Raw genomic sequence first — 22,509 nt, 5'->3', positions numbered from 1 at the left:
AAGACATGACTCTCACCGCGGAACGTCACGACACCGCACTGCCCGAAAACGCTGGAGTGTTCGAGCGCACCGATTTCCCCACCGACACCGCCCACGAGCAGGTGACGTTCTTCCAGGACCCCGCCACCGGACTCAAGGCGATCGTCGCGATCCACGACACCACCCTCGGACCGGCGCTCGGCGGAACCCGCTTCTACCCGTACGCCGACGAGGCCGCCGCCCTCAAGGACGTGCTGCGCCTGTCGCGGGGCATGACCTACAAATCGGCGATCGCCGGAGTCGACCTCGGCGGCGGCAAGGCCGTCATCATCGGCGACCCCGCCACCGGAAAGTCGGAGGCGCTGCTCGAGGCGTACGCCCGGTTCGTCCAGACGCTCGGCGGCCGGTACATCACCGCCGGCGACGTGGGCACCAACTCGGATGACCTCGACGTGATGGGCCGTGCCACCGACTACGTCGTCGGACGCAACACGTCCGCCGGCGGGTCCGGCGACAGCGCCCCGATGACCGCGCTCGGCGTGTTCCAGGGCATGCGCGCCGCAGCCCAGGCGAAGTGGGGCACCGCGAGCCTCGCAAGCCGCACCGTCGGCGTCGAGGGCACCGGCAAGGTCGGCTACCAGCTGATCAAGCTGCTGCTCGCCGACGGCGCGTCGGTGGTCGCCACCGACGTCAACGCCGCCGCACTCGACCGGGTGGCCCGCGACTTCCCCGAGGTCAAGATCGCGTCCAGCGTCATCGGCCAGGAACTCGACGTCTACGCGCCCTGCGCGATGGGCGCCACGCTCACCGACGAGTCCGTCGCCGCGATCACCGCCCAGGTGATCTGCGGGGCCGCGAACAACCAGCTCGCCCACCCCGCGGTCGAGCACGACCTCGGCGAACGCGGCATCACCTGGGTCCCCGACTACGTCGCCAACGGCGGCGGGCTCATCCAGGTCGCCGGCGAGCGGCTCGGAACGTCCGCAGACGACGTCCGAGCGCAGGTCGAGAAGATCTTCGCCACCGTCGTGCAAATCCTCGACGTCGCGAAGCGGGACGGCATCCTCGCCGGCGCCGCAGCCGACGCCGTCGCTGAGGCCCGGATCGCTGCAGCCAAGTAGGCCCTCCGGGCCCGTGCGCCTTTTTGGTAGCTCCCGCGACCAGAAAGGCGCACGGGCGCGAAGCGCCTAGGCTGTCAGCCGCCGGTGCAACTCCCAGGCATTGCGCTCGACGCGGTTGGATTCGAGCATCCCGTCGGCGCGAACGTTCCACACCGCGGTGCCCGTCAGATGAATGGGCTGCCCATCGGGTTCGGTGCCCATGAACCCGCGATTGCGGCCGGTCATTTCCCACAGCGACGCGACGCGGGAACCGTCCTCGTTCTGGAACGTTTCGACGGGGATGAATTCCAGATCCTCGACGGTCGCCTGGAACTTCCGCACCCATTCTTTGAAGGCGTCCCGGCCGCGGATCGCCTCCCCGCCGGTGACGATGACGAAATCGTCGGCGACGAGTTCATCGATCGCGTGCGGGTCCTGGGGTGACTGCCACACCCGTGCCCAGAAATTCTCGACTGCGTGAACTCCGTGTTGTACAGACATGGTTTCCTTGCCTCTCGCTGACTTGGTATTTCCAAGTTAGCATGGATATGACGAGGTAGCGCCCCCGTTTTCAGGAGTTGTGGTGGGCGGTGCGGCTAACCCTGCGAATGGCCCGCCGGCGCCGGCGTTCCCCGCTGCACATGCACAGTCGATGCCGGAACGCGTCGACCGTCGTCGGTGACGAAGGCGAGGGACACGGCCTCGCCGGTGGTCTCGTCGGTGTACTCGGGGGAGGTGCTACCCGGACGCGGCAGTTGGTCGCGACCGAACTGGCCCAGTGCCCCGATCACGACATGCAGCTGCTTGCCCTTCTCGGTCAGCACATACTCCTGACGTTCCCGCGACCCTTCCTTGCGATAGGCGCGGCGTTCGAGGATTCCTTCGTCGACGAGCATCGCCAACCGTGCGGTGAGTACGTCGGACGCCACCCCGAGGCTGCGGGTGAACTCCGAGAATCGACTGTTGCCCCAGAAGGCGTCGCGGACGATGAGCAGCGTCCACTTGTCGCCCAGGACTTCGAGGGTGCGCGCGATGGAGCAACGGGCGGGCGTGGCCGACGACGGACTCATGCGTCGAGGATAGTCCTCACTGGCTTGGCAGGTCCAAGTCAGCGGCTCCGCCTCACGCCCGCATCCCGGTGACGACTGCGTCGAGGAACTCGTCCGCGATCTCTTCGGGTGTCTCGGCGCCCGCGGGGGTGATCCAGAGGTAGCTGTAGTTGAACATGCCCAGCAGGCCCTTGACCATCAGCCGCGGGAGAGCGCGGAACTGTCCGTCGCGAATGCCCTGCTCCAGCGCGTTCCGCCAATGGGATTCGTAGCGTTCACGTTCGGCGATGATCCGGTCGCGACGCTCGTCCGTCAGGGCGTGGTACTCGCGGAAGAAGACCGTCCACTCCGCGCGGTGCTCGGCGATGTTCCGCATGAGCGCTCGTGCGAGGCCACGCAGCCGTTTCTCCGGATCGGCCTCGGACAGCGCGAGTTCGTCGGCGACCGTGTTCATCTGCGCGAGTTGCCGGCTGCTGATCTCGTAGAGGATTGCCTCTTTGCTGCCGATGTAGTGGTACAGCGCGCCCCGGCCCAGCCCGGTGGCCTCACCGATCTCGGCGACCCCGGTGCCGTGGTAGCCCGACTTCGCGAACAATTCGGCGGCCACCTGCAGGACTCGGTCCCGGTTGGCGTCGTACTTGTCGCTCATCGAAGGGCCCCTTTGTCTCCCGGCGGTCGAAGATGTGAGTCTAGACGGCCCGGATCACGGGTTCGGCGCGGCCAGCCCGGTGATCAGGGCGTCGAGAAAGCCGTCGGCGATCTCCTCGGGGGTGCGGGCCCCGTCGGCGGTGAGCCAGAGGTAGCTGTAGTTGAACATGCCGAGCACACCCTTGACCATCAACGGCGGCAACAGGGTGAACACGCCGTCCCGGACGCCCTGGTCGAACGCGTGCCGCCAATGCGATTCGTACCGTTCGCGTGCCGCGACGACCCGCGCACGCCGATCACCGGTCAGGGCGTGGTACTCGCGGAAGAACACCGTCCACTCCGCACGGTGCTCGGCGATGTTGCGGAGCAGGGCACGGGCGAGACCGCGGAGGCGTAGCTCCGGATCCGGTTCGGTCAGGGCGAGTTCGTCGGCCACGTCGTTCATCTGCGCGAGCTGCCGGCTGCTGATCGCGAATAAGACTTCCTCCTTGCTGCCGATGTAGTGGTACAGGGCCCCGCGGCCGAGCCCCACCGCCGTGCCCAGGTCGGCGATCCCGGTGCCGTGGTAGCCCGACCTCGCGAACAGCTCGGCGGACACGCGCAGAATCTCGGCGCGGTTGAGGTCGTACTTGGTGCTCATCGAATCACCGTTCGACGTGCACGATCAGGGCCTGCCCCTGCCCGCCGCCCCCGCACAGCGCCGCTGCGCCGACGCCACCGCCGCGGCGTCGCAGTTCGAGCGCGAGATGCAGGACGATCCGTGCCCCGGAGACGCCGATCGGGTGGCCGAGCGCGATCGCGCCGCCGTTGACGTTCACCCGGTCAGCGTCGAGACCGAGGCGTTCGGACGAGACGAGTGTGACCGCGGCGAACGCCTCGTTGATCTCGACGAGATCGAGTTCGCGAGGCGCGATCCCCTCGCGCCTGCACGCGGCCTGGATGGCGTTCGACGGCTGCTCGTGCAGACCCGAATCGGGTCCGGCGACCACGGCGCGCGATCCGATCTCGGCCAGCCACGACAGGCCGAGCCGGACGGCCGTCGACTTCCGGGTGACCACGACGGCACAGGCGCCGTCGGAGATCGGTGACGAGTTGCCCGCCGTCAGCGAGCCATCGGCGGCGAAAGCCGGAGGCAGACCGCCGAGGTCCGCTGCCGAGGTGTCGGCCCGGATGCCCTCGTCGTGGCTCACGTCGTGCGACTCACCCCGCCCGGACGTGATCGGAACGGGAACGATCTCGGCCGCGAAGACGCCGTCCTTCCGCGCGCGTGCCGCCGCACGGTGCGACCGTGCGGCCCACTCGTCCTGGGCCTCCCGGGTGATCCCGTACGCGGGATTCCTCGACTCGGTCAGCGCCCCCATCGACGACCCGGTGAAGGCGTCCTGGAGCCCGTCGAACGCGAGGTGGTCGATCAGAACCGTGTCGCCGTACTTGTGCCCGCGACGACTGTTCCTCAGGAGGTGCGGCGCAGTGCTCATCGATTCCTGACCGCCGGCGACCACGATGTCCGCGTCGCCGGCGACGATCATCTGGTGAGCCAGCGTTATCGCGTCGATTCCGGAGAGGCACATCCGGTTGATGTTCAGTGCCGGTGTGGTCATGGGGATTCCGGCGGCCGCCGCCGCGACGCGCGCCGGCAATTGGCCGCTGCCTGCCGTGAGCACCTGGCCCATGACGACGTGGTCGACGGCGCGTGCGTCGACGCCGGCGGATTCCAGCGCGCCACCGACGGCGTGGCCACCCAGCTCCTGGGCGCTCAGGCTCGACAGCGATCCCATGAAGCGTCCGAAAGGGGTTCGTGCCCCCGCGATGAGGACGGTGGGGTCTGCGTTCGTCATTGTGCTTCTCCTTAGAGAGCGTGGTGCCGTCCTGCGGCCGTTTCCGACCGCAGGACGGCTGATGTCAGTTCTTGCGCGACGTCTCGAAGGCGTCGGAGAACGCGTATCCGTCGAGCAGACGTCCCGCCGTGACCAGGTACTGGATGGTCGGGGTCCCCTCCTCGAGCCAGTTCAGGCGGGCGTCCCGGTAGAGGCGTTCGATCGGATGCGCGCGCGTGTATCCGATTCCGCCGTGGATGAGCAGGGCCCGGTCGGTCACCCGGCCGACGGCCTCGAGGCCGAACAGCTTGCACATGCTGGCCTCGGCGGGAATCCGTTCGCCGGCATCCCACTTCTGTGCCGCGTCGGCCAGGATCCCGCGCAGGGCGTAGACGTCGGTGGCCATCTCCGCCAGGTAGCGCTGGATGGCCTGCCGTGTGCCGATCGGCTTGCCGAACGTGACACGGCTCTTCGCGTGGGCGATCGACAGTTCGAGGGCGCGCTCGGACGTGCCGAGGGAACTTGCCGCGATGAACACCCGGCTGATCTCCAGTGCGCGTTCGAGGTGCTCGTTCCCCTGCCCTTCGGCGCCGACGAGCGCGGTGGCGGGAACCCGGACGGAGTCGAGGGTGACGCGTCCGTGCTCGGTGCCCTTACACCCCATCGTCTCGGGAAGCGCTGCGATCGAGAGACCTTCGGTCTCGCGGGGAACGAGGAACGCGGAGACGTCGGTGGCGGTCGTCTTCGCGAAGACGATGAAGTGAGAAGCGATGTCCGAGTTGGTGATCAACCACTTCTCGCCGTTCAGGACGTAGTCGTCGCCCTCGCGCACCGCTGTCGACCCGAGGTCCGCGCCCGTCCCGAAGCCCGGCTCCGTGAGCGCGAACGCGACGGAGTTCCGGCCCGTCGCCGCGCCCGGCAGCACGTCCGCCTTCTGCCGGTCGCTGCCGATCTCGGAGAGCGCGTGGGCGAAGGAGTTGTGCACGTGGACGATGACCCGGAGCCCGCCCTGCACCTTTGCGAATTCGGCGATGATCGGCAGGTACTGGGCGATCGAGAGGCCGCTGCCGCCGTATTCGCGGGGGACGAGCAGGCCGAGTGCGCCGATCCGCTCGAGGATGGGCATGACGATGTCGTGCGGAACCTGCTCGTCGTCCTCGATCCGCTGTTCGAGCGGATCGAGTTCGGACCAGATCGCCTCGAAAATGCGGTCCCGGAGCGCCAGGTACTCCGACTCCGGAATGCCGACCGAATGCGTGAGTGTCGCGGTCATGGTGTTGCTTCCCTTCGTTGTTGGTCGTTGCGGTCGTGGTGTGTCACAGCGCCCAGCCACCGTCGACGGTGAGGACGGAGCCTGTGCAGAATGTGGCGTCTTCGCTGAGGAAGACTGCGGCCTTGGCGATTTCGTCGACGGTGCCGAATCGGCCGAGGACGGTTTCGCGTTCGATGCGCCTGCGTGCGGATTCGGGCACCGCGTCGGTCATGTCGGTGGTGACGAACCCGGGGGCCAGCACGTTGACCCGGATGCCGTCACGCGCGACCTCCTTGGCGAGTGAGCGACCGAAGCCGATCATCGCGGACTTCGCACCCGCGTACGCGGTGTCGCCGGCGTGACCGATCACGCCGACGACCGACGACACCAGCACGATGCTCGGTGACCTGCCGTGCACGAGGTGGGGCAGCGCGGCCCGCGCGAGGGCGACGGTGCCGCGGAGGTTCGTCTCTATCACGCTCCACCAGGCGTCCGGGTCCGTCTCGACGAGCCGGCCGCCCGACCACTGACCCGCGTTCAGGATCAACGAATCGAGGTGTCCCCAGTGGGAGACGACGCGCTCCACCGCCGTCGGCGCCGTGGTGTCGTCGTGCAGGTCGAAGCGGATCGGGAGTACCTGTTCGGGGGCGTCTGCGGCGAGCTTCTCCGCGTCGTCACGTCCGGTTCGGTACGTGCATCCCACCCGGCAGCCGCGCTGTGTCAGGGCTGTGGTGACGGCGGCCCCGATGCCGCGGGAGCCGCCGGAGACCAGCGCGACGCGTGGGTCGTCGTGATCGTTCTCGTTCATACTCGGAAATGTACTGATCGATCCAAGAATAGTCCAGGGTGTGTGGGAAAGTGCACGTAAATGGCCTATATGCTCGATCTTCAGGCGCGGTCACTCATTGGATCGATCGGTACAAAACTATTGCGATCGACGTGCGGAATGTGCTAGACCTGTGACCGTGGCCACACGGGGCGACGGCGCGGACGCGATGTCCGATCGGCGAACCCCGGACGAGGCCCGACGGCTCGAACACAACCGCGGTGGCACCGGATCGACACGGCAGCCGCACCGCCCCACATCAGCAGCGATGGGAGATTCGATATGAGAGTCATCGACGACCTGGAGGTCACCCGGGTCAAACCCCGAAAGGTCGCCTTCGCGTCCTTCGTCGGAACGGCAATCGAGTGGTACGACTTCTTCATCTTCGGGACCGCGGCCGCCCTGATATTCGGGAAGGCGTTCTTCCCGTCGTTGAGCCCACTGTCGGGAACGCTGGCAGCCTTCGCGACGTTCGGTGTCGCGTTCGTGTCGCGTCCCGCAGGCGCGATCGTCTTCGGGCACTTCGGAGACCGGATCGGCCGCAAGAAAATGCTGGTGTTCTCCCTGGTGCTGATGGGGTCGTCGACGGTCGCGATCGGACTCATCCCCACCTACGGAGCGATCGGTCTCGCGGCGCCCGTGCTGCTCGTCCTCGCTCGCCTGGCGCAGGGCTTCGCGGTCGGCGGAGAATGGGGCGGCGCGGTACTGATGGCGGTCGAACACGCACCCCGCGAGAAGCGGGCGTTCTACGGCAGCTGGCCGCAGGCCGGCGTTCCTGCCGGACTGGTGCTCGCGACGCTCGCGTTCCTCCTGGTCGAGCGGCTTCCGGAAGACCAGGTGCAGGCATGGGGATGGCGGCTTCCGTTCCTGGCCAGTGCCGGGTTGGTCGCGGTCGGGATGTACGTTCGACTGAAGGTCGTCGAATCGCCCGAGTTCGAGAACGTCAAGCGCAACAAGAAGATTGCCGACTTCCCGATCCTCGCGGTACTGCGGGGCGAGAAGCGCGCGCTGGGCGTCGGGATTCTCACCCAGGCCGCCTCCCTCGTGCCGTTCTACCTCGTCACCGTCTTCGTGCTGTCGTACGGTCCGAAGGAACTCGGCATCTCGCGGCAGACGATTCTGTTGAGCATCCTCGTCGCGTGCGTCCTCGACATCCTGTCGGTGCCCTACGCGTCGATGATCGCGGACCGGATCGGAGCTCGGAAGATGTTGATCTACGGGTCCCTCTACATGGCGGCGATCGCGTACCCGTTCTTCTGGTTGCTGTCGACCGGCGTCGGTGTCGCCGTTCTGCTGGCGATGATTCTGATCATCACCATCGGTCACGCCGTCACCTATTCCGCGGTGGCCGGGTATGTCACCGGTCTGTTCCCGGCCGAAGTCCGGTACACCGGCGCCTCCGTCGCCTATCAGTTCGGTGGTGTGGTGTTCAGTGCTCCCGCACCGTTCATCGCGGTGGCAATCGCTGCCGAGACGGACGGTGCGTGGGCACTGGCCGCGTACATCGCCGCCGCGTGCGCCATCACCGTCCTGGTCCTGACCCTGACGAAAACTGCAAAGGTGAATCACTGATGTCTCTCGACAGACTCGCATCGTCCGCACTCGCCGGTGCATGGCAGGACATCGAATCCCTGCTGGACCGCGACCCGTTCGGCGGCGACTTCAACACGGCCCACGAAATCTGCACCCGCTATGCGGCCGACCCGAATCGGGTGGCGCTGACCGTCCGGCACGAGGACGGTTCGGCCGACCGCTGGACCTACCGCGAACTCGACCGGCTCTCCGCCAAGGCGGCACGGGTATTCGCGCGAGCCGGGCTGAAGCGGGGAGATCGCGTCGGCGGACTTCTCTCACGACAGGTCGAGAGTTGGATCACCGCACTGGCAGTGTGGCGCTCGGGGCTGGTGTACGTGCCGTTGTTCGGTGGGTTTGCCCCGGACGCGATCGGCCTGCGCCTCGACGCGGCGGGAGTCCGTGCGGTCGTGGTCGATCAGCGGTACCGGCCGGCGCTCGCGGAGGCGCAGGCGACCCACGGACTCGATCCCGCCGTGTTCGTCGTCGGCGACGTCGCGGCCGGCGAGGACGACAGGTCCTTCTGGACCGAGGTCGACCGGGCCGACGCCGACGGCCCGCTCGCGACCACGGCACTCGGGGACACCGCCACCCTCCTGTTCACCAGTGGAACATCCGGAACACCGAAGGCGTGCACCATGACCCACGCCACCTTCGTCTCGGTCATGCCCTACGCGAAGAGCGTTCTCGGGGCGACCCGCGACAGCGTCGTGTTCTCGACGTCGGATCCGGCGTGGGCGTTCGGGCTGTACAGCACGGGTGCCGCCGTCATGGCGCTGGGCGTGCCGCGCGTCATGTACTCCGGGAAGTTCGTCCCCGAGGCCTGGCATCGCGTCATCCGGGAAGAGCAGGCGACGATCCTCACTACCGCGCCGGCCGCGTTGCGGCGACTGACGGCGACGTTCGCGCAGGACGGGGTGCCGCCGTCGCTCCGCACCGTCGCCGCTGCCGGTGAACCGCTCACCGCAGCGGTCGCCGCGGCCTGGGCCGACACCGGTGCACCCGCCGTGCGCAACGGGTACGGACTGTCCGAGGTCGGCATGCTCCTGGGCGACACTCAGGGCACCGAATCGAGATCCGGTCCGGGCTGGATGTCCGCCACGATTCCGGGTTTCGACACCTTCCTCGCGGACCGGGACGGTCAACCGGTGGCCGACGGTCAACCTGGATTGATCGCGGTACGGCGGCCCCGGCACCAGATGTCCAGCGGCTACGAGAACACCCCCGATCTGTGGGCCGACCGCTGGCGCGGCGACGTATTCCTCACCGAGGACCGAGCCGTCACAGACCCCGACGGCCGGTGGCAGATCCTCGGCCGGGACGACGACATGATCATCGCGTCGGGGCACAACATCAGCCCGGTCGAGGTCGAGAACGCGCTGTTGCAGCACCCGGCGGTCGCCGACGCCGCGGCAGTCGCCTACGACGATCCGATCCGCGGCGGAGTGGTCCGGGCCGTCGTCGTCCGCGCGGATACCCGGGCCGACGACGGCGACCTCGTCACGCAACTCAAACACCTCGTCGCGCAGCGCGTCGGACCCTACGCGGCACCCAAAGTCGTCGACTTCCGGCCCGACCTTCCGCGCACCGAAGTCGGCAAGTTACGCCGGGCGGCCGTCCGCGAACTCCCGTGAGGCGGCTCCGCCGCCCGTGCGCCTTTCTGGTTGTTGCAGCTACCAAAAAGGCGCACGGGCGCGAAGCGCCTATGGTTGTGCGATGGAAACCGAGTTCGTCCGCTGGACCGAGGACGGCACCGAGCATTCGGCGGTGTGGCGGTCCACCAGCGGGGCGACGCCCCCGAAGAAGATCCGGGTGGCCGACGACTCGATGACCGCCGACGAGGCGTACCGCCTGGCGTGCGAGGGGACGGCGCTGCTGTGGCGCGGCGACTTCCACAACGCCCGCCAGCTCGGCGCCGCCGTCGCCGCCCGTACCGACCGTAAGACCCGTAAGACCTCCGCCGACCCCGCCACCGCGTTCCACCTGCACCGGCAGACGCAGTCGCGGCGGGCGGGGATCCTGGGGATGCTGCTGGTGCCGTTCGACGCCGATCAGACCGTCCCGCTGCGACGCGCCCCCGACGTGCGGCAGGCGGTGCTCGAGGCGTACGGACCGACGGACCAGCCCACTGTCACCACCCTGCGGGATCTGCTCGGGGCGATCGGCGCCCATGAGTGGCAGAAGAAGGGCGTCGAGATCCCGGCCCTGGATGCGCGCATCCACCCCGGCTACGGCGTGTTCTCCCCGATTCGCGGCGAGTACGTCGACCTCGTCGCCGACACCCCGCTGCCGTCGCTCACGCAGGCGTTCGACATCGGCACCGGAACCGGTGTGCTGGCCGCCGTCCTCGCACACCGCGGCGTCGAGAAGGTGATCGCGACCGAACTCGACGCGAACGCGCTGGCCTGCGCCCGGGCTAATCTGGACCGGCTCGGCTACGCCGGTCAGGTGCAGGTCGTGGAAACGGACCTGTTCCCCGAGGGCCGGGCACCGCTGGTCGTGTGCAACCCGCCGTGGATCCCCGCCCGCCCCACCTCGCCGATCGAGTACGCGATCTACGACCCGGACAGCCGGATGCTCCGCGGATTCCTGGGCGGCCTGGCCGAGCACCTCGAGCCCGGGGGAGAGGGCTGGCTCATCCTGTCCGACATCGCCGAGCACCTCGGACTGCGGACCCGCGAGGAATTACTGACCCTGATCGACGACGCCGGCCTGACCGTCCTCGGGCGCCGGGACGTGGCGCCCCGGCACGGCAAGGTCGCCGACCGCTCGGATGCTCTGCACGCCGCGCGCAAGCGGGAAGTGACGTCGCTGTGGCGGCTCGGTGCGCAGGACTCGCCCGCCGGGTAGCCCCGGGGTGATTCACTCGGACGCGCCCAACCCGACCATCGTCCCCGACGTCATGTAGACCAGGCGGGTATCCGACGCCGCGACGACTTGTGTGCTGTCCCACGAGTCGTCGTCGATCACTGTCTGCAGGGGGAGCATCCACAGTTCCTCGCCGGACCGGACGTTCTCGGCGCGCAGGACATCGGATTCCAGCAAGACCGCGGTGTCGCCGTCCGCGGCGACGACGGTGCCGTACGACTCGGCGCTTCGGTGCCACAACCGGTCCCCGGACCTCAGGTCGAGTGCGGCTTCCGTCTTGCCCTCGTAGTCGCGCAGCAACGCCACATCCCCCAGGACGGCGACGGCGGTGCCCTGCGTGGTGTTCGGGCCGTACGACTGCGGAGTGTCGACCCGCGGCGTCGACACGAGATCGGGGCTCGTCCAGAGCAGTTCGCCCGTCGTCCGGTCGTAGGCACCGTCGCCGAGCAACACCGGAATCGTGGTGTCGGCGGGCCGATCGACGGCAAGGGTGTGCACCGCCTCCACGTCCGATGCCGCGAGGACGCGCCCGGTACGATCGACGGCCTCCGAGCCCAGCACCTTGCTGAGACTGCAGTCGCTGTGCACACGGACGACCACCCCGCCTTCGGTGGCCCGGGCGGACTGCGTGCAGTCGGGCAGCGTGCGCGTGAACGTCGGATTCCCGGTCGCGAGGTCGAACCCCGCCACCTCCCCGCCGAGTTCGAGCACACCCTGACCGTGCTCGGTGCTCATGAGGTGACCGAACGCGTCCTCCCACGCCGAACCGAGGTCGAACCGCTGTGACCAGCGGGCATCGGGGTCGGTGGGGATGCCGCCGTGCACCCGGATGTCGTCGGATTCCGGGTCGCCTTCCATCACGTACAGCCAGTCGTCGGCGGCCGTCATCGCGAGGATCGTCCAGTCGGTGGGTGTGCGGGTCACGGAGCCGCTCTCGGTGTCGACGGCCAGGATGACCGGTGCGTCCTCGAAGGGGGTCGTGTAACAGACCATCCGCCCGGCGGCGAGGGTGTCGGTGCACCCGCCCAGCGACTCGACCGGCGTCTCCCAGCGCACCGATCCGGTGTCGGCGTCCACCCCGACCAACCTCGTCTCGTCCAGCCCCGACGTCTGCTGATTCACCAACCCGATCATGGTGACCAGCACCTGTCCGCCGTCGACGAATCCCGGCTCGCCCGAGTCGAATCCGCTGCCGTACACCGGGTTGCGGAAGACCGCGAACTGTCGATCGTAGGTGGCGGCCGCATCCAGCGACCACTCGGCGCCCGGTGCATCCGGCGACGCCTCCGGGGCGCCGGGATCCACAAAGCCGGTGAGCCCGGGGATGTTCACCTCCGGGTACTCCGGTTCGTGCACGATCACGGTGGTGACGGCGCCGGCGACAGTCACGACCGCCACGAGCGCTGCGGCCCAGAGGTTTCGGCTGCTCTTGTCGGGGCCCATGTCGGCTACAGCTCCAGTCCGGGTGTCGTGGCCAGGGATTCGAGAAGCTCGTAGGGGAGCGGAGTGGCCGGCAGCGTGGAGGTCGAGCTGACCGAAACCCGGGTGCCCGACGGCCGTGTCAGCGTCACGTAACGGCCGGCCTCCGCGACGGCGGGTGTTCTGGGCTCGGACGCTGCGGAGGTGTACCCGTCCCGTCGCTCCAACACGGAGCCGTCGGGCAGTCGGGTGGCCTTCGCGGCTTGCGGGTCGTAGGACGGGTCGTACTTGTCCGGCTCGGGCGGAACGATGTAGCCGCCCTCGATCGAGATTCGCAGGGTCCCTTCGGATCCGGGTGTGGTGACGTCGACGCTCTCACACACCGCCTTGTCGCTGTACTCGGCCAGTTGCAGTGATCCGAGCGGTGTCGACACGGCGATACCCTGATCGCGCCACGCGTCGTCGAGCACGGAGTTCAACCGGTCCAGATCGGCGCGGGTCAGCGCCGGTCCCTCGTCCTCGGAGCCGCCCCCCGACCCGCATGCCGTCGGGGGAGGCGGGGTGCCCGGTGGAACCGCTGTACTCACCCGCAGTTCGGGGCGCAGCACGATGGCGGTGAGTTCGTCTAGGGTCAGTGGGATGGTGCCGCTGTACTTCGAGCCTTGGTCGGCCTCGGCGAAGTTCTCGTCGGTGGCGTCGGCATGGATCCACGTGCCGTCCGGGAAGTAGCCGGCGATGCTCCGGGACAGCGTGCGGTGGCCGTCGTACTCGGACCACGTGTCGTCCGCATCCAGCACGGTGCCGTCGGGCAGCGTCGTGCGACGGTCGAGTTCCCCGGCCACGCACGGCGGAATCGGCCTGTCCGCCTTGCTGACCGATATCCACAGCGACCCGGGTGCCGAGTCCCGGAGCAGCGGTCCCCGAGCGCTGGTGACGCCGCCGAAGTCGTCCTCGAAGTCCGGTGTCTCCGGCTGGTCGTACTCCGGAATCGGCTCGAACAGCAACGACTCGGTGGGGCTGACGAAGGGGATCTCCACGGCCTCCGGCAGAGCGTCGAGGACCGCGGCAGTCATGGACGACGCCTTCGGTGCCGAGAACCACGGGTAGCGCGGGTTGTCGTAACTCTGCTCGCCGCTGACGAACATGGCGAAGGACTCTCCCTCCGTCGGCGGTTCCACCGTCGCGCAACCGGGAATGTCGACGGGATATTCGACCGGCGAGGTGACGTACGACGGGAGCCCAGTGGCGTCCTCGACCGTGGCAGTGCCGGATCCGGTATCGAGCAGTCCCGCGACGATCACGCCACACGCCATGATCGACACCACGACGAGACCCGTCGTCCAGCGGTCCTTGCGGCTGTCCGCCCCGTCGCCCATGTGCCCCCACCCGTGTCGCAGGCGCTCACCCCGAACGGAGGAGCATCCGAAGTCCTATTCGTCACGATTGCGGGCAGCGTTACGCCCGTGCGTGGTCAACGAGTCCCTGGACTCCCCAACCACTCACGGGCGCGGAGCGCCTACCTGCCCTGCGGATACGGAAGATGGCCGCTGCTGTCCTCGTTGACGAGTACGGCCCGGCCCAGTTGCGGGAAGGCGCGTTGCGCGCATGCGGGCCGGTCGCACACCTTGCAGCCCGCGCCGATCGGGACGACCGTGCTCGGGTCGTCCGTCTGGATTCCGCGCGAATAGACCAGCCGATCGGCGTACCCGATGTCGCAGCCGAGGCCGATCGCGAAATTGCGTTCCGGGGCGAGATATCCGAGACCGCCGCTGTGGGTGGTGCGCGCGATCCACAGGTAGGCGCGCCCGTCGGGCATCTTCGATACCTGCGTGAGGATCCTCCCCGGATTCGCGAACGCCTCGTGGACCACCCACAGCGGGCAGCTGCCGCCCACCCGGGAGAAGTGGAACGCTGTGGCGGACTGTCGCTTCGAGATGTTCCCGGCGCGGTCGGTGCGGACGAAGAAGAAGGGCACGCCGCGCTGACCCGGCCGTTGTAGCGTCGACAGTCGGTGACAGATCGTCTCGAACCCCACCTCGAACTTCAGGCTCAGCAGGTCGATGTCGTAGTGGAGCGATTCGGCGGCACCCAGGAACAGCGTGTACGGCAGGATCAGCGCCCCGGCGAAGTAGTGAGCCAACCCGATTCGCGCGAGCGCGGCGGATTCGGCGGTCAGCGATTCGTCCCCGGCGACGATCGCGTCGATCGTCTCCGACTGCGTGAAGAACGCCACCTGCATCGCGATCTGGAACGCGCGCTGACCGGCGGTGAGCCGACGGGCGAGCGTCAGTGTGCCCGCCTCTGCGTCATACAGTCGTTTGGGGCCCAGCTGATCCGGTTCGTCGGTGCGGATGCGGACCGTCACCCCGTGCCGGTCGCGGAGGATGCGGGCCAACTGGAGGTCGAGCGCGCCGATCGACAGTGTGTTGCCCCTGAACATCTCCTCGGCGGCGTCGTCGAGGCGGCCGATATGGTTGCGCCGATCGTAGAAGAAGTCCCGCACCTCCTCGTAGGGCATCGGCACGTGCGCCGGGTCCGGCGTCGCGTCCCCGGAGATCTGCGCCGAGAACTGGTCGAGCTGATCGGTGGTCGCCCGCAACCGTCGGTGCAGCGTCACGAGCGTTCGCCCCACGGCGGGCATCCGGGCGACGAGTTCGTCGATCTCCGCCAACGACACCTCGCCGGACTCCGACGTATCCACCAGCGCCTCGTGCACGTCCGCGACCAGACGGGCATCGGTGTCGGAGGCGAAGAACTGGACGTCGAGATCGAACACCTCGTTGAGCTTGAGCAGAACCGGCACCGTGAGCGGGCGCTGATCGTTCTCGAGCTGATTGACGTAGCTCGGCGACAGCCCGAGGCTCTTCGCGAGCGCAAGTTGCGACAGCCGGCGTTCCTCCCGCAGGCGCCGCAACCGGGGGCCGGCGTACATCTTCTTCATGCGTCCATTCCTCCATCGCCGCGCCCACAGACAGTACCCAACGATGATTCGCAGCATTCGCAAGTTTGCCGGGTTCGATACGCACGAATAGGCCTTTGCGAGGTATTTCTTGCCCCCGAGGCCTCTGCGTAGCGTGCGAAAGGAAGGACGAGGACCACGGAGGAAAACGATGAAGACACATCTCGTACGCACGCGACGCTCGGCGGAGGAGTTCCCCAGGGACGAACACCTGGCCTGGAAGATCGCGGAGGTGGCCACCGACCCCGTCGAGGTGTCCGGAGCGACGGCGGAGATGATCGTCAACCGGATCATCGACAACGCCGCCGTCGCCGCGGCCTCCCTGACCCGCCGCCCGGTGTCCAACGCGCCCGGGCGCAGGCGCAGGCGCATCCCTACAGCCCAGGGTCGGCTGTGTTCGGGGTCGGCGGGACGTACTCGCCGGAGTGGGCGGCGTGGGCCAACGGTGTGGCGGTGCGGGAACTGGACTTCCACGACACGTTCCTCGCCGCCGAGTACTCGCACCCCGGTGACAACATTCCGCCGATCCTCGCGGTCGCCCAGCACGCCGGACTCGGCGGACGCGACCTGATCCGCGGCCTCGCCACCGGCTACGAGATCCAGATCGACCTGGTGCGCGCAATCTCGCTGCACGAGCACAAGATCGACCACGTCGCGCATCTCGGCCCGTCGGCCGCGGCCGGGATCGGCACCGCACTCGGTCTCGACACAGAGACCGTCTACCAGGCGATCGGTCAGGCCCTGCACCTGACGACGGCGACGCGGCAGTCGCGCAAGGGCGAGATCTCCAGTTGGAAGGCATACGCCCCGGCGCTCGCCGGCAAGGTGGCCGTCGAGTCCGTGGATCGGGCGATGCGGGGCGAGGGGTCTCCGTCACCGATCTGGGAGGGTGAGGACGGTGTCATCGCGTGGCTGCTCGGCGGACCGGACAAGGAATACCACGTTCCGCTGCCCGGCCCGGGTGAGGACAAGCGTGCGATCCTCGACAGCTACACCAAGGAACACTCGGCCGAATACCAGAGTCAGGCGCCCATCGACCTCGCGCGCCGGATGCGCGCGCGGATCGGGGATCTGAATCAGATCGCGTCGATCGTGCTGCACACCAGCCACCACACGCACGTCGTGATCGGCACCGGTTCGAACGACCCGCAGAAGTTCGACCCCACCGCCTCCCGCGAGACCCTCGACCACTCGGTGATGTACATCTTCGCCGTCGCGCTGCAGGACGGAACGTGGCACCACGAGCGCTCCTACGCCCCCGAGCGGGCACAGCGCCCCGACACGGTGGAGTTGTGGCGCAAGATCTCCACGGCCGAGGACCCGGAGTGGACGCGTCGCTACCACTCGACCGACCCGGACGAGAAGGCGTTCGGTGCGCGCGCCGAGATCACGTTGAAGAGTGGGGAGGTTCTCGTCGACGAACTCGCCGTCGCGGACGCGCATCCGTTCGGTGCCCGGCCGTTCGCCCGCGACCAGTACGTCGCCAAGTTCCGCACCCTCGCCGACGGCGTGATCACACCTGCCGAGCAGGACCGCTTCCTCGACGCCGCGTACGGCGCCGCCGACCTGAAGCCCGGTGAGCTGGACCAATTGACGTTCACCGTCACCGAGGACGTGCTCGCCCGCGTACCGAAGCTGCCGAAGGGACTGTTCTGATGAGCGGGCTGATCGCCGCGGCCACGTCGGCGGCGGACAAGCGGAAAGCGTTTCGGGCCGGGCTCGACTCGGGCGCGCTGCAGCGTCTGCCCGGCGCGTTCAACCCGTTGGTGGCCAAGCTGATCCAGGAGATCGGCTTCGAGGGTGTCTACGTGTCGGGCGCCGTCGTCTCCGCGGATCTCGCCCTGCCCGACATCGGGCTGACCACCCTGACCGAGGTCGCGGGACGGGGGCAGCAGATCGCCCGCGTCACCGACCTGCCGGTCCTGATCGACGCCGACACCGGGTTCGGGGAACCGATGAGCGCGGCGCGCACCGTCACCGTCCTCGAGGACGCCGGTATCGCCGGATGCCACCTCGAGGACCAGGTGAACCCGAAACGCTGCGGCCATCTCGACGGCAAGGCGGTGGTGCCGACGGACGAGATGGTGCGGCGGATCCGGGCGGCGGTCTCGGCGCGGCGCGATCCGAACTTCGTGATCTGCGCCCGCACCGATGCTCGCGGAATCGAGGGACTCGACGCGGCGATCGACCGGGCCAAGGCCTACGTCGACGCCGGCGCCGACCTCGTGTTCACCGAGGCCCTCGCCGACGAGTCGGACTTCGAGAAGTTCCGCGCGGGCATCGCCGTCCCGCTGCTCGCGAACATGACGGAATTCGGTAAATCCGAGCTGATCTCGGCGACGACGCTGCAGGACATCGGGTACAACGCGGTGATCTATCCGGTGACCACGCTGCGGCTCGCGATGTACGCGGCCGAGGCCGGACTGCGGCAGATCGCCGCGGAGGGAACGCAGGCCGGTCTGCTCGATCGGATGCAGCACCGCAGCCGGCTCTACGAACTGCTCGACTACAAGCGCTACAACGAATTCGACAACGGAATCTTCAATTTCCGGATCGAGGGGAGTGGGTCATGACCGAAGCAATTCCCATCATCTACAAGGGGCTGGCCGGTGTCGTCGTCGACACTACCGCCATCTCCAAGGTGGTGCCGGAGACCAATGCGCTGACCTACCGCGGCTACGCGGTGCAGGACCTGGCGGCGCACTGCAGCTTCGAGGAGGTGGCGTACCTGCTCTGGTACGGCGAACTCCCTACCCCCGCGCAGCTGGAACTGCTCGGTCAGCGTGAGCGGGCGGCGCGCCGGGCCGACCGCTCCCTGCTGTCGCTGCTGGCGAAGATGCCCGACAACTGCCACCCCATGGACGTGGTGCGCACGGCGATCAGCTACCTCGGTGCGGAAGACCCTGCGGAGGACGACAATTCACCGTCCGAGAACCTCGCGAAGGCGCTGCGCATGACGGCGGTGCTGCCCACGATCGTGGCCGCCGACTTCCGGCGCAGGCGCGGGCAGGACCCGATCGCACCGCACTCGCACCTGGGGTTCGCGGAGAACTTCCTGAACATGTGCTTCGGGGACGTGCCCGATCCGGCCGTCGTCAAGTCGTTCGAGGTGTCGCTGATCCTGTATGCGGAGCACAGTTTCAACGCGTCCACGTTCGCGGCCCGCGTGGTGACGTCGACACTGTCCGACATCTACAGTGCGGTCACCGCGGCGATCGGGGCGTTGAAGGGTCCGCTGCACGGCGGCGCCAACGAGGCCGTCATGCACGACATGCTCGAGATCGGCGAGCCGGACCGCGCCGAGGAGTGGCTGCTGAGCAAACTCGCCGCCAAGGACAAGGTGATGGGTTTCGGCCACCGCGTCTACAAGAACGGCGACTCGCGGGTGCCGACGATGAAGGCGGCACTGCTCGACATCGCCGCCCACACCGGCGGCGAGAAGTGGGTGCGGATGTACGACATCCTGGAGAAGACGATGGCCGGCGCCACCGGCATCGCGCCGAACCTCGACTTCCCGACCGGTCCGGCGTACTACCTCATGGGATTCGACGTGGAAATGTTCACGCCGATGTTCGTGATGAGCCGGATCACCGGGTGGACCGCTCACATCATCGAGCAGGGCGCGTCGAACAGTTTGATCCGCCCGCTCAGCGAGTACTCGGGGGTTCCCCAGAGGTCCGTCGTGGCCTGACCGCCTTGTGCGCCTTTGTGGTTGCTGCTGCTACCAGAAAGGCGCACGGGCGCTAGCGCTTCTTGACGTGCGAGACGATTTCCGGATCGCTCTGCCCGGTCGTCTTCATCTTCTTGTCGGCGCGCTTCTCCTTCAGCGACTTACCGGATTTCTTCGACATGGAATTGCGGGGCGATTTGTCAGCCATGGACCATCCCTGAATGCGGAACCTGGACGGCTCCGATAGAGCCGACAGTACGCCACATCCCGGGAAACCCGGACCGATCGTCGAAAGGGCCGCTTCTAGGACGACGGATCGTCGAACAGGGTCTGCTCCTCGGGATTGTTGAACAGCCCCATCTGCTCGGGCCGCGGCTTGCTGTCGGGAGCGCTCGTCGTCGGTGGCAGCACGACCGTCCGGAGGGCGTTGCGCAGGGCACCCACGATGCGCTCCCACTGGTCCGCCGACGCGTCATCGGTATCCCGCAACCGGGACACCCAGGCGGTCCCGGTGTCCAGGAGCACGAGGATCCGGTCGCGGTCGTGACCGCAGACGTCGGCGACGATAGCCGGATCGGTGTCGCGATCGGGCCCGGAATCCAGATGGAACAGCGTCTGGAGTTCCTTCGGCAGGTCGGTCGACGACATCCGGCCCTCGGTGCCAGGTGCCGCTTCCGGTTCGGGTTCCTCGTCGGAGCCGGAATCCCGGCTGAAGAACAGTTCGCCACCGAACCGCGACGCGAACTCGTTGTCGACGGTGCGCAGGAAATCGGCGAACGCCTTGCAGCTGTCCGTCAGGTGCTGCGGGACGAACGGGTTGCCCGACACTTCCAGGAACGCCGACAACCGGTCGTCCACCAGCACGAACTTGATCCGCGACCACGTGCGGTTGAGGTCGGCGGTGACTTCGGCCGCCCGGGTGCGGTCGCTGATGTCGTGCACCAGCGGCGCGAACAGTTGCACGTCGACGGTGTCGGCGAGCGGGCCGACGAACAGGATGGTGTTGCCCATCCGGATCGGGACGTCCCCGTCCGGGTCGCGTTCGGGCAGCAGCCCGAGCATCGGCACCAACGCGAGCGTGATCAGTTCGTGCAGATGCTCGACGTCGCGCGGGACCACGGCGGTCGCGGGGTCGAGCTGCGCGACCAGCGGCGGCCGCACCGCAACCGGGTCGAACGTGGCCTCGGGGTCTGTGCCGGACGTCTCGGTACTCAGGAACGCGGGATGCGTGATTCCCCAGACGTCGCGGAACGCGGCCACGGTCATCGCGGCCAGCTGATCCGACCACGACAGCTTCTTGTCGACGTAGAACGCGGGGGAGCCGTCGTCGGGTTCGTCGTCCGGACCGCGGGTCGGCCGGTTCCAGCCCAACTCGGTGAGGTACGTCTGCTCGGCCTCGGTCAGCGCGCGGTCGGGGTGCAGGTAATGGTTCGACGGCACCTCGCAGCGCACCGTGTCACCGTCCCACACAACGAACTGGATGCACGGCATCAGCCCCTGGGATTCGTCGAGCTCCTCGAATCCCGATTCGAGCACCAGAAGGTCCTCGTCCTGCATCGCTGCCAGATAGTCCGCGAGGCGCCGCTGGAACTCGGCCCAGTCGCGGTTCACACTCGAATCCAGATCGAAGTCCTGCATGTCTGCTCCGTCCGGGTCGGCCACAAGTCACCTACTTCCGCTCTATACGGTAGCGGCGATCGCCGAGACCGCAGCGCAGGAGGGGTCGGCGGGCTCAGACCGGGTGACCGGCCGCGATCCGTCCGGTCAGCCGGGTGACGGCGTCGAGGAGGTCCCACGACGTGCCCGGTTCCACCGCGACGGCGGTATCGCCCCACACGAGGTACCGGCCGTCGCCCTCGATGTCCCGCCACGCCAGACCGCCGACGGGGTGTGGTGAGTGCCGCGACCCGCGGATGACGGTGACGACCCCCTGGCTCGTCGACGGCCGGTCGAGGATCCGGGCCGCCCGTGCGCTCCCGGCCGGTGCCGGTGGGACCACGATGCCCGCCACCGTGCCCGCGTCGGTGTCGGGGAGCTGAGCGATCAGCTGCCGGCCGACGTCGTACGGTTCGCAGCTCCGGATCACCACTTCGGCGCCCGGATGCTGCACCGCCGCGATTCCGTGCCCGCGTGCGAGGGCTCCCGTCATGCGGATCGGGGTACCGCCGTCCGCGCCTGCCGAACCGGAGATCTCGATCCGGAGGTCGGGTTCGGCGAGCACCAGCAGCGCCGACTCGAGCGGGTCGTGTTCGGGTCCGGAGAAGTCGCCGCGGATCCGGCGCTGCTCCGCCTGGTACTCGTCGGCGGTGGCCAGCACGCTCGTGACCTTGAACGGATACGGAATGCGGTCCTGGCCGGTCCGGGCCCACAACGCCGAGAACTGCGAATCGCTCAACACCCAGTGCCCCACGACTATTCGCCGATCACCGCGGGCGTGACGAGGGGCAGCTTTCCGACGAGTTCGCTTCCCTCGTCGATGCTTTCGAGGTAGGTCGGGGGTTCCTCCGCGTCCTCCCGCTCGGCGGGCCGGGCCGGACCGCTCGGCCGCTCGCGGCCGGGCGTCCGGTGAGAGGACACGATGCTGTGCGCGTACCGCGCCACCCCGCCGCCGACGGCGCCGGCCAACGCCGCACCCGCGATCGAACCCGGCGCAGCCTGTGCGGTTGCCTGCGGGTCCTCGAGCCTCACCTCGTCGCTCCTACGGTGCTCATTGCGCGGGACGGAATCGGATTCGGGCTCGGCCACCTGCTGGTCGCTGGGTATGCCGTGCACCCCGTTCGGTCCGATGTCGAAGCCCACCGGCTGACCGTGGGCCGTTGCCGCGGCGTGGGTCGCGGCGAGGCCGGCAGCGGGGAGTTGTTGGTCCGCAACGCAATAGGCCGACGTGTACAAGGTGTCCATGGCGGCCTTCGCGTTCTGTTCCGCGGCGTCGGCGTCGGCTTCCGCGGTCCAGTTGGCGGGCAGCACCCGGGTCCAGTCGGTCGGGTGGTCGCCGGGCCGGCCCACCGCGCCGCGCACCGCTTCGGCGCCTGCGGTCGCGTGCCGCAACGCATCCCCCACATCGGTGAACTGGCCGCCGACCCGTCCGGCGCGGGCGGCGTAGTCGTCGAGTGCCGCCGCCACCGCGGTCGCGGTCGGCCCACGCCAGCCGGCGTCGACGGCGGCGCGGGTCGCGTCGTGGAACGCGTTGACCGACTCACGGAATCGCCGACCGAGGTCGTCCCAGGCCGCGGCGACCGCACCGGACTCGGCGGGCCTCAGCGCGTCGACCGCACTCCGGATGGCGCGGTGATCCCACTCGCCCGACCGAAAATTCTCCCCGCCATTCATCCCCGACCTCCGATGCTGGA

The 22,509-nt window shown here is 68.4% G+C and carries 20 protein-coding genes and 1 pseudogene; 7 read left to right on the top strand and 14 right to left on the bottom strand.

Annotated elements, in window-relative coordinates:
* The first annotated feature begins 5 nt into the window (after positions 1-5).
* Positions 6-1,100, top strand: a complete 1,095-nt coding sequence (locus ACFWAY_RS21605) for a Glu/Leu/Phe/Val dehydrogenase (RefSeq protein WP_378455437.1) — start codon at positions 6-8, stop codon at positions 1,098-1,100.
* A gap of 66 nt (positions 1,101-1,166) precedes the next feature.
* Here ACFWAY_RS21605 and ACFWAY_RS21600 read toward each other — a convergent pair whose 3' ends face one another.
* The 7 genes from ACFWAY_RS21600 to ACFWAY_RS21570 all read right to left on the bottom strand — a co-directional run bounded on the left by ACFWAY_RS21600 (position 1,167) and on the right by ACFWAY_RS21570 (position 6,653).
* Entirely contained in the window at positions 1,167-1,580 is a 414-nt protein-coding gene (locus tag ACFWAY_RS21600; protein ID WP_378455436.1) for an ester cyclase, read from the bottom strand.
* Positions 1,581-1,675: 95 nt separating this feature from the next.
* The gene (locus ACFWAY_RS21595) at positions 1,676-2,149 is read right to left on the bottom strand and encodes a winged helix-turn-helix transcriptional regulator (RefSeq protein ID WP_378455435.1); all 474 of its coding nucleotides are present in this window, start codon (positions 2,147-2,149) and stop codon (positions 1,676-1,678) included.
* 52 nt (positions 2,150-2,201) lie between these two features.
* On the bottom strand, positions 2,202-2,777 hold the full coding sequence (locus tag ACFWAY_RS21590; protein WP_005252730.1) for a TetR/AcrR family transcriptional regulator: 576 nt from the start codon (positions 2,775-2,777) through the stop codon (positions 2,202-2,204).
* Positions 2,778-2,831: 54 nt separating this feature from the next.
* On the bottom strand, positions 2,832-3,416 hold the full coding sequence (locus ACFWAY_RS21585) for a TetR/AcrR family transcriptional regulator (RefSeq protein WP_378512058.1): 585 nt from the start codon (positions 3,414-3,416) through the stop codon (positions 2,832-2,834).
* A 4-nt stretch (positions 3,417-3,420) separates the two neighbouring features.
* Positions 3,421-4,614 (bottom strand): acetyl-CoA C-acyltransferase, encoded by a 1,194-nt coding sequence (locus tag ACFWAY_RS21580; protein WP_378512057.1) that lies wholly within the window; start codon positions 4,612-4,614, stop codon positions 3,421-3,423.
* A 64-nt stretch (positions 4,615-4,678) separates the two neighbouring features.
* Entirely contained in the window at positions 4,679-5,866 is a 1,188-nt protein-coding gene (locus ACFWAY_RS21575) for an acyl-CoA dehydrogenase family protein (protein ID WP_378455433.1), read from the bottom strand.
* A 43-nt stretch (positions 5,867-5,909) separates the two neighbouring features.
* Positions 5,910-6,653 (bottom strand): SDR family NAD(P)-dependent oxidoreductase, encoded by a 744-nt coding sequence (locus tag ACFWAY_RS21570; RefSeq protein ID WP_378455432.1) that lies wholly within the window; start codon positions 6,651-6,653, stop codon positions 5,910-5,912.
* A 300-nt stretch (positions 6,654-6,953) separates the two neighbouring features.
* Between ACFWAY_RS21570 and ACFWAY_RS21565 the strand changes: the two genes are divergently transcribed.
* From ACFWAY_RS21565 to ACFWAY_RS21555, 3 genes are all read left to right on the top strand, one after another.
* The gene (locus tag ACFWAY_RS21565) at positions 6,954-8,243 is read left to right on the top strand and encodes an MFS transporter (RefSeq protein WP_378512056.1); all 1,290 of its coding nucleotides are present in this window, start codon (positions 6,954-6,956) and stop codon (positions 8,241-8,243) included.
* Positions 8,243-9,877: an AMP-binding protein gene (locus ACFWAY_RS21560; RefSeq protein WP_378455430.1), complete on the top strand. Its 1,635-nt coding sequence runs from the start codon at positions 8,243-8,245 to the stop codon at positions 9,875-9,877. The genes ACFWAY_RS21565 and ACFWAY_RS21560 overlap by 1 nt, the downstream gene beginning before the upstream one ends.
* Positions 9,878-9,959: 82 nt before the next feature.
* A complete protein-coding gene (locus ACFWAY_RS21555; protein WP_378512055.1) occupies positions 9,960-11,093 on the top strand; it encodes a methyltransferase in 1,134 nt (377 codons plus the stop codon).
* A gap of 12 nt (positions 11,094-11,105) precedes the next feature.
* Here ACFWAY_RS21555 and ACFWAY_RS21550 read toward each other — a convergent pair whose 3' ends face one another.
* From ACFWAY_RS21550 to ACFWAY_RS21540, 3 genes are all read right to left on the bottom strand, one after another.
* Positions 11,106-12,554, bottom strand: a complete 1,449-nt coding sequence (locus tag ACFWAY_RS21550; RefSeq protein ID WP_378512054.1) for a PQQ-binding-like beta-propeller repeat protein — start codon at positions 12,552-12,554, stop codon at positions 11,106-11,108.
* Positions 12,555-12,559: 5 nt separating this feature from the next.
* Complete coding sequence (locus ACFWAY_RS21545) at positions 12,560-13,906, bottom strand: hypothetical protein (RefSeq protein WP_378455427.1); 1,347 nt, start codon at positions 13,904-13,906, stop codon at positions 12,560-12,562.
* Positions 13,907-14,046: 140 nt separating this feature from the next.
* Complete coding sequence (locus tag ACFWAY_RS21540) at positions 14,047-15,471, bottom strand: short-chain fatty acyl-CoA regulator family protein (RefSeq protein WP_378455426.1); 1,425 nt, start codon at positions 15,469-15,471, stop codon at positions 14,047-14,049.
* A gap of 169 nt (positions 15,472-15,640) precedes the next feature.
* On the opposite strand from ACFWAY_RS21540, the pseudogene prpD reads away from it, so the two are divergent.
* The 3 genes and pseudogenes from prpD to ACFWAY_RS21525 all read left to right on the top strand — a co-directional run bounded on the left by prpD (position 15,641) and on the right by ACFWAY_RS21525 (position 19,180).
* A pseudogene (gene prpD / locus ACFWAY_RS21535) lies at positions 15,641-17,145 on the top strand (2-methylcitrate dehydratase PrpD).
* Positions 17,145-18,062: a methylisocitrate lyase gene (gene prpB, locus ACFWAY_RS21530; protein ID WP_378512053.1), complete on the top strand. Its 918-nt coding sequence runs from the start codon at positions 17,145-17,147 to the stop codon at positions 18,060-18,062. The pseudogene prpD and the gene prpB overlap by 1 nt, the downstream one beginning before the upstream one ends.
* Positions 18,059-19,180, top strand: coding sequence for a bifunctional 2-methylcitrate synthase/citrate synthase (locus ACFWAY_RS21525; RefSeq protein WP_378512052.1), 1,122 nt, complete (start codon positions 18,059-18,061; stop codon positions 19,178-19,180). Before prpB ends, ACFWAY_RS21525 begins: the two co-directional genes overlap by 4 nt.
* Before the next feature lie 52 nt (positions 19,181-19,232).
* Here the strand turns inward: ACFWAY_RS21525 and ACFWAY_RS21520 are convergent, their stop codons facing one another.
* The 4 genes from ACFWAY_RS21520 to ACFWAY_RS21505 all read right to left on the bottom strand — a co-directional run bounded on the left by ACFWAY_RS21520 (position 19,233) and on the right by ACFWAY_RS21505 (position 22,489).
* Positions 19,233-19,367 carry a hypothetical protein gene (locus tag ACFWAY_RS21520; RefSeq protein ID WP_378455422.1) on the bottom strand — a complete coding sequence of 45 codons (135 nt, stop codon included), beginning with the start codon at positions 19,365-19,367 and terminating at the stop codon, positions 19,233-19,235.
* Between the two features lie 95 nt (positions 19,368-19,462).
* The gene (locus tag ACFWAY_RS21515; RefSeq protein ID WP_378512051.1) at positions 19,463-20,821 is read right to left on the bottom strand and encodes a hypothetical protein; all 1,359 of its coding nucleotides are present in this window, start codon (positions 20,819-20,821) and stop codon (positions 19,463-19,465) included.
* Between the two features lie 70 nt (positions 20,822-20,891).
* Positions 20,892-21,557, bottom strand: coding sequence for an ESX secretion-associated protein EspG (locus ACFWAY_RS21510; protein ID WP_378512050.1), 666 nt, complete (start codon positions 21,555-21,557; stop codon positions 20,892-20,894).
* 14 nt (positions 21,558-21,571) lie between these two features.
* Complete coding sequence (locus ACFWAY_RS21505) at positions 21,572-22,489, bottom strand: hypothetical protein (protein WP_378512049.1); 918 nt, start codon at positions 22,487-22,489, stop codon at positions 21,572-21,574.
* Between the last annotated feature and the right edge of the window lie 20 nt (positions 22,490-22,509).

Source organism: Rhodococcus sp. NPDC059968, from assembly GCF_042738615.1.
Lineage (GTDB): Bacteria > Actinomycetota > Actinomycetes > Mycobacteriales > Mycobacteriaceae > Rhodococcus_F.
Note: the sequence above shows the minus strand (reverse complement) of the source record. Positions and strands in the feature narration are given on the sequence as shown.

What these genes read in the sequence shown, in the direction of transcription:
- ACFWAY_RS21550 (WP_378512054.1), bottom strand. Translation starts at nt 12,554, where the DNA reads ATGGGCCCCGACAAGAGCAGCCGAAACCTCTGGGCCGCAGCGCTCGTG.
- prpB (WP_378512053.1), top strand. Translation starts at nt 17,145, where the DNA reads ATGAGCGGGCTGATCGCCGCGGCCACGTCGGCGGCGGACAAGCGGAAA.
- ACFWAY_RS21595 (WP_378455435.1), bottom strand. Translation starts at nt 2,149, where the DNA reads ATGAGTCCGTCGTCGGCCACGCCCGCCCGTTGCTCCATCGCGCGCACC.
- ACFWAY_RS21545 (WP_378455427.1), bottom strand. Translation starts at nt 13,906, where the DNA reads ATGGGCGACGGGGCGGACAGCCGCAAGGACCGCTGGACGACGGGTCTC.
- ACFWAY_RS21570 (WP_378455432.1), bottom strand. Translation starts at nt 6,653, where the DNA reads ATGAACGAGAACGATCACGACGACCCACGCGTCGCGCTGGTCTCCGGC.
- ACFWAY_RS21505 (WP_378512049.1), bottom strand. Translation starts at nt 22,489, where the DNA reads ATGAATGGCGGGGAGAATTTTCGGTCGGGCGAGTGGGATCACCGCGCC.
- ACFWAY_RS21540 (WP_378455426.1), bottom strand. Translation starts at nt 15,471, where the DNA reads ATGAAGAAGATGTACGCCGGCCCCCGGTTGCGGCGCCTGCGGGAGGAA.
- ACFWAY_RS21585 (WP_378512058.1), bottom strand. Translation starts at nt 3,416, where the DNA reads ATGAGCACCAAGTACGACCTCAACCGCGCCGAGATTCTGCGCGTGTCC.
- ACFWAY_RS21605 (WP_378455437.1), top strand. Translation starts at nt 6, where the DNA reads ATGACTCTCACCGCGGAACGTCACGACACCGCACTGCCCGAAAACGCT.
- ACFWAY_RS21555 (WP_378512055.1), top strand. Translation starts at nt 9,960, where the DNA reads ATGGAAACCGAGTTCGTCCGCTGGACCGAGGACGGCACCGAGCATTCG.
- ACFWAY_RS21520 (WP_378455422.1), bottom strand. Translation starts at nt 19,367, where the DNA reads ATGGCTGACAAATCGCCCCGCAATTCCATGTCGAAGAAATCCGGTAAG.
- ACFWAY_RS21575 (WP_378455433.1), bottom strand. Translation starts at nt 5,866, where the DNA reads ATGACCGCGACACTCACGCATTCGGTCGGCATTCCGGAGTCGGAGTAC.
- ACFWAY_RS21590 (WP_005252730.1), bottom strand. Translation starts at nt 2,777, where the DNA reads ATGAGCGACAAGTACGACGCCAACCGGGACCGAGTCCTGCAGGTGGCC.
- ACFWAY_RS21600 (WP_378455436.1), bottom strand. Translation starts at nt 1,580, where the DNA reads ATGTCTGTACAACACGGAGTTCACGCAGTCGAGAATTTCTGGGCACGG.
- ACFWAY_RS21580 (WP_378512057.1), bottom strand. Translation starts at nt 4,614, where the DNA reads ATGACGAACGCAGACCCCACCGTCCTCATCGCGGGGGCACGAACCCCT.
- ACFWAY_RS21560 (WP_378455430.1), top strand. Translation starts at nt 8,243, where the DNA reads ATGTCTCTCGACAGACTCGCATCGTCCGCACTCGCCGGTGCATGGCAG.
- ACFWAY_RS21525 (WP_378512052.1), top strand. Translation starts at nt 18,059, where the DNA reads ATGACCGAAGCAATTCCCATCATCTACAAGGGGCTGGCCGGTGTCGTC.
- ACFWAY_RS21565 (WP_378512056.1), top strand. Translation starts at nt 6,954, where the DNA reads ATGAGAGTCATCGACGACCTGGAGGTCACCCGGGTCAAACCCCGAAAG.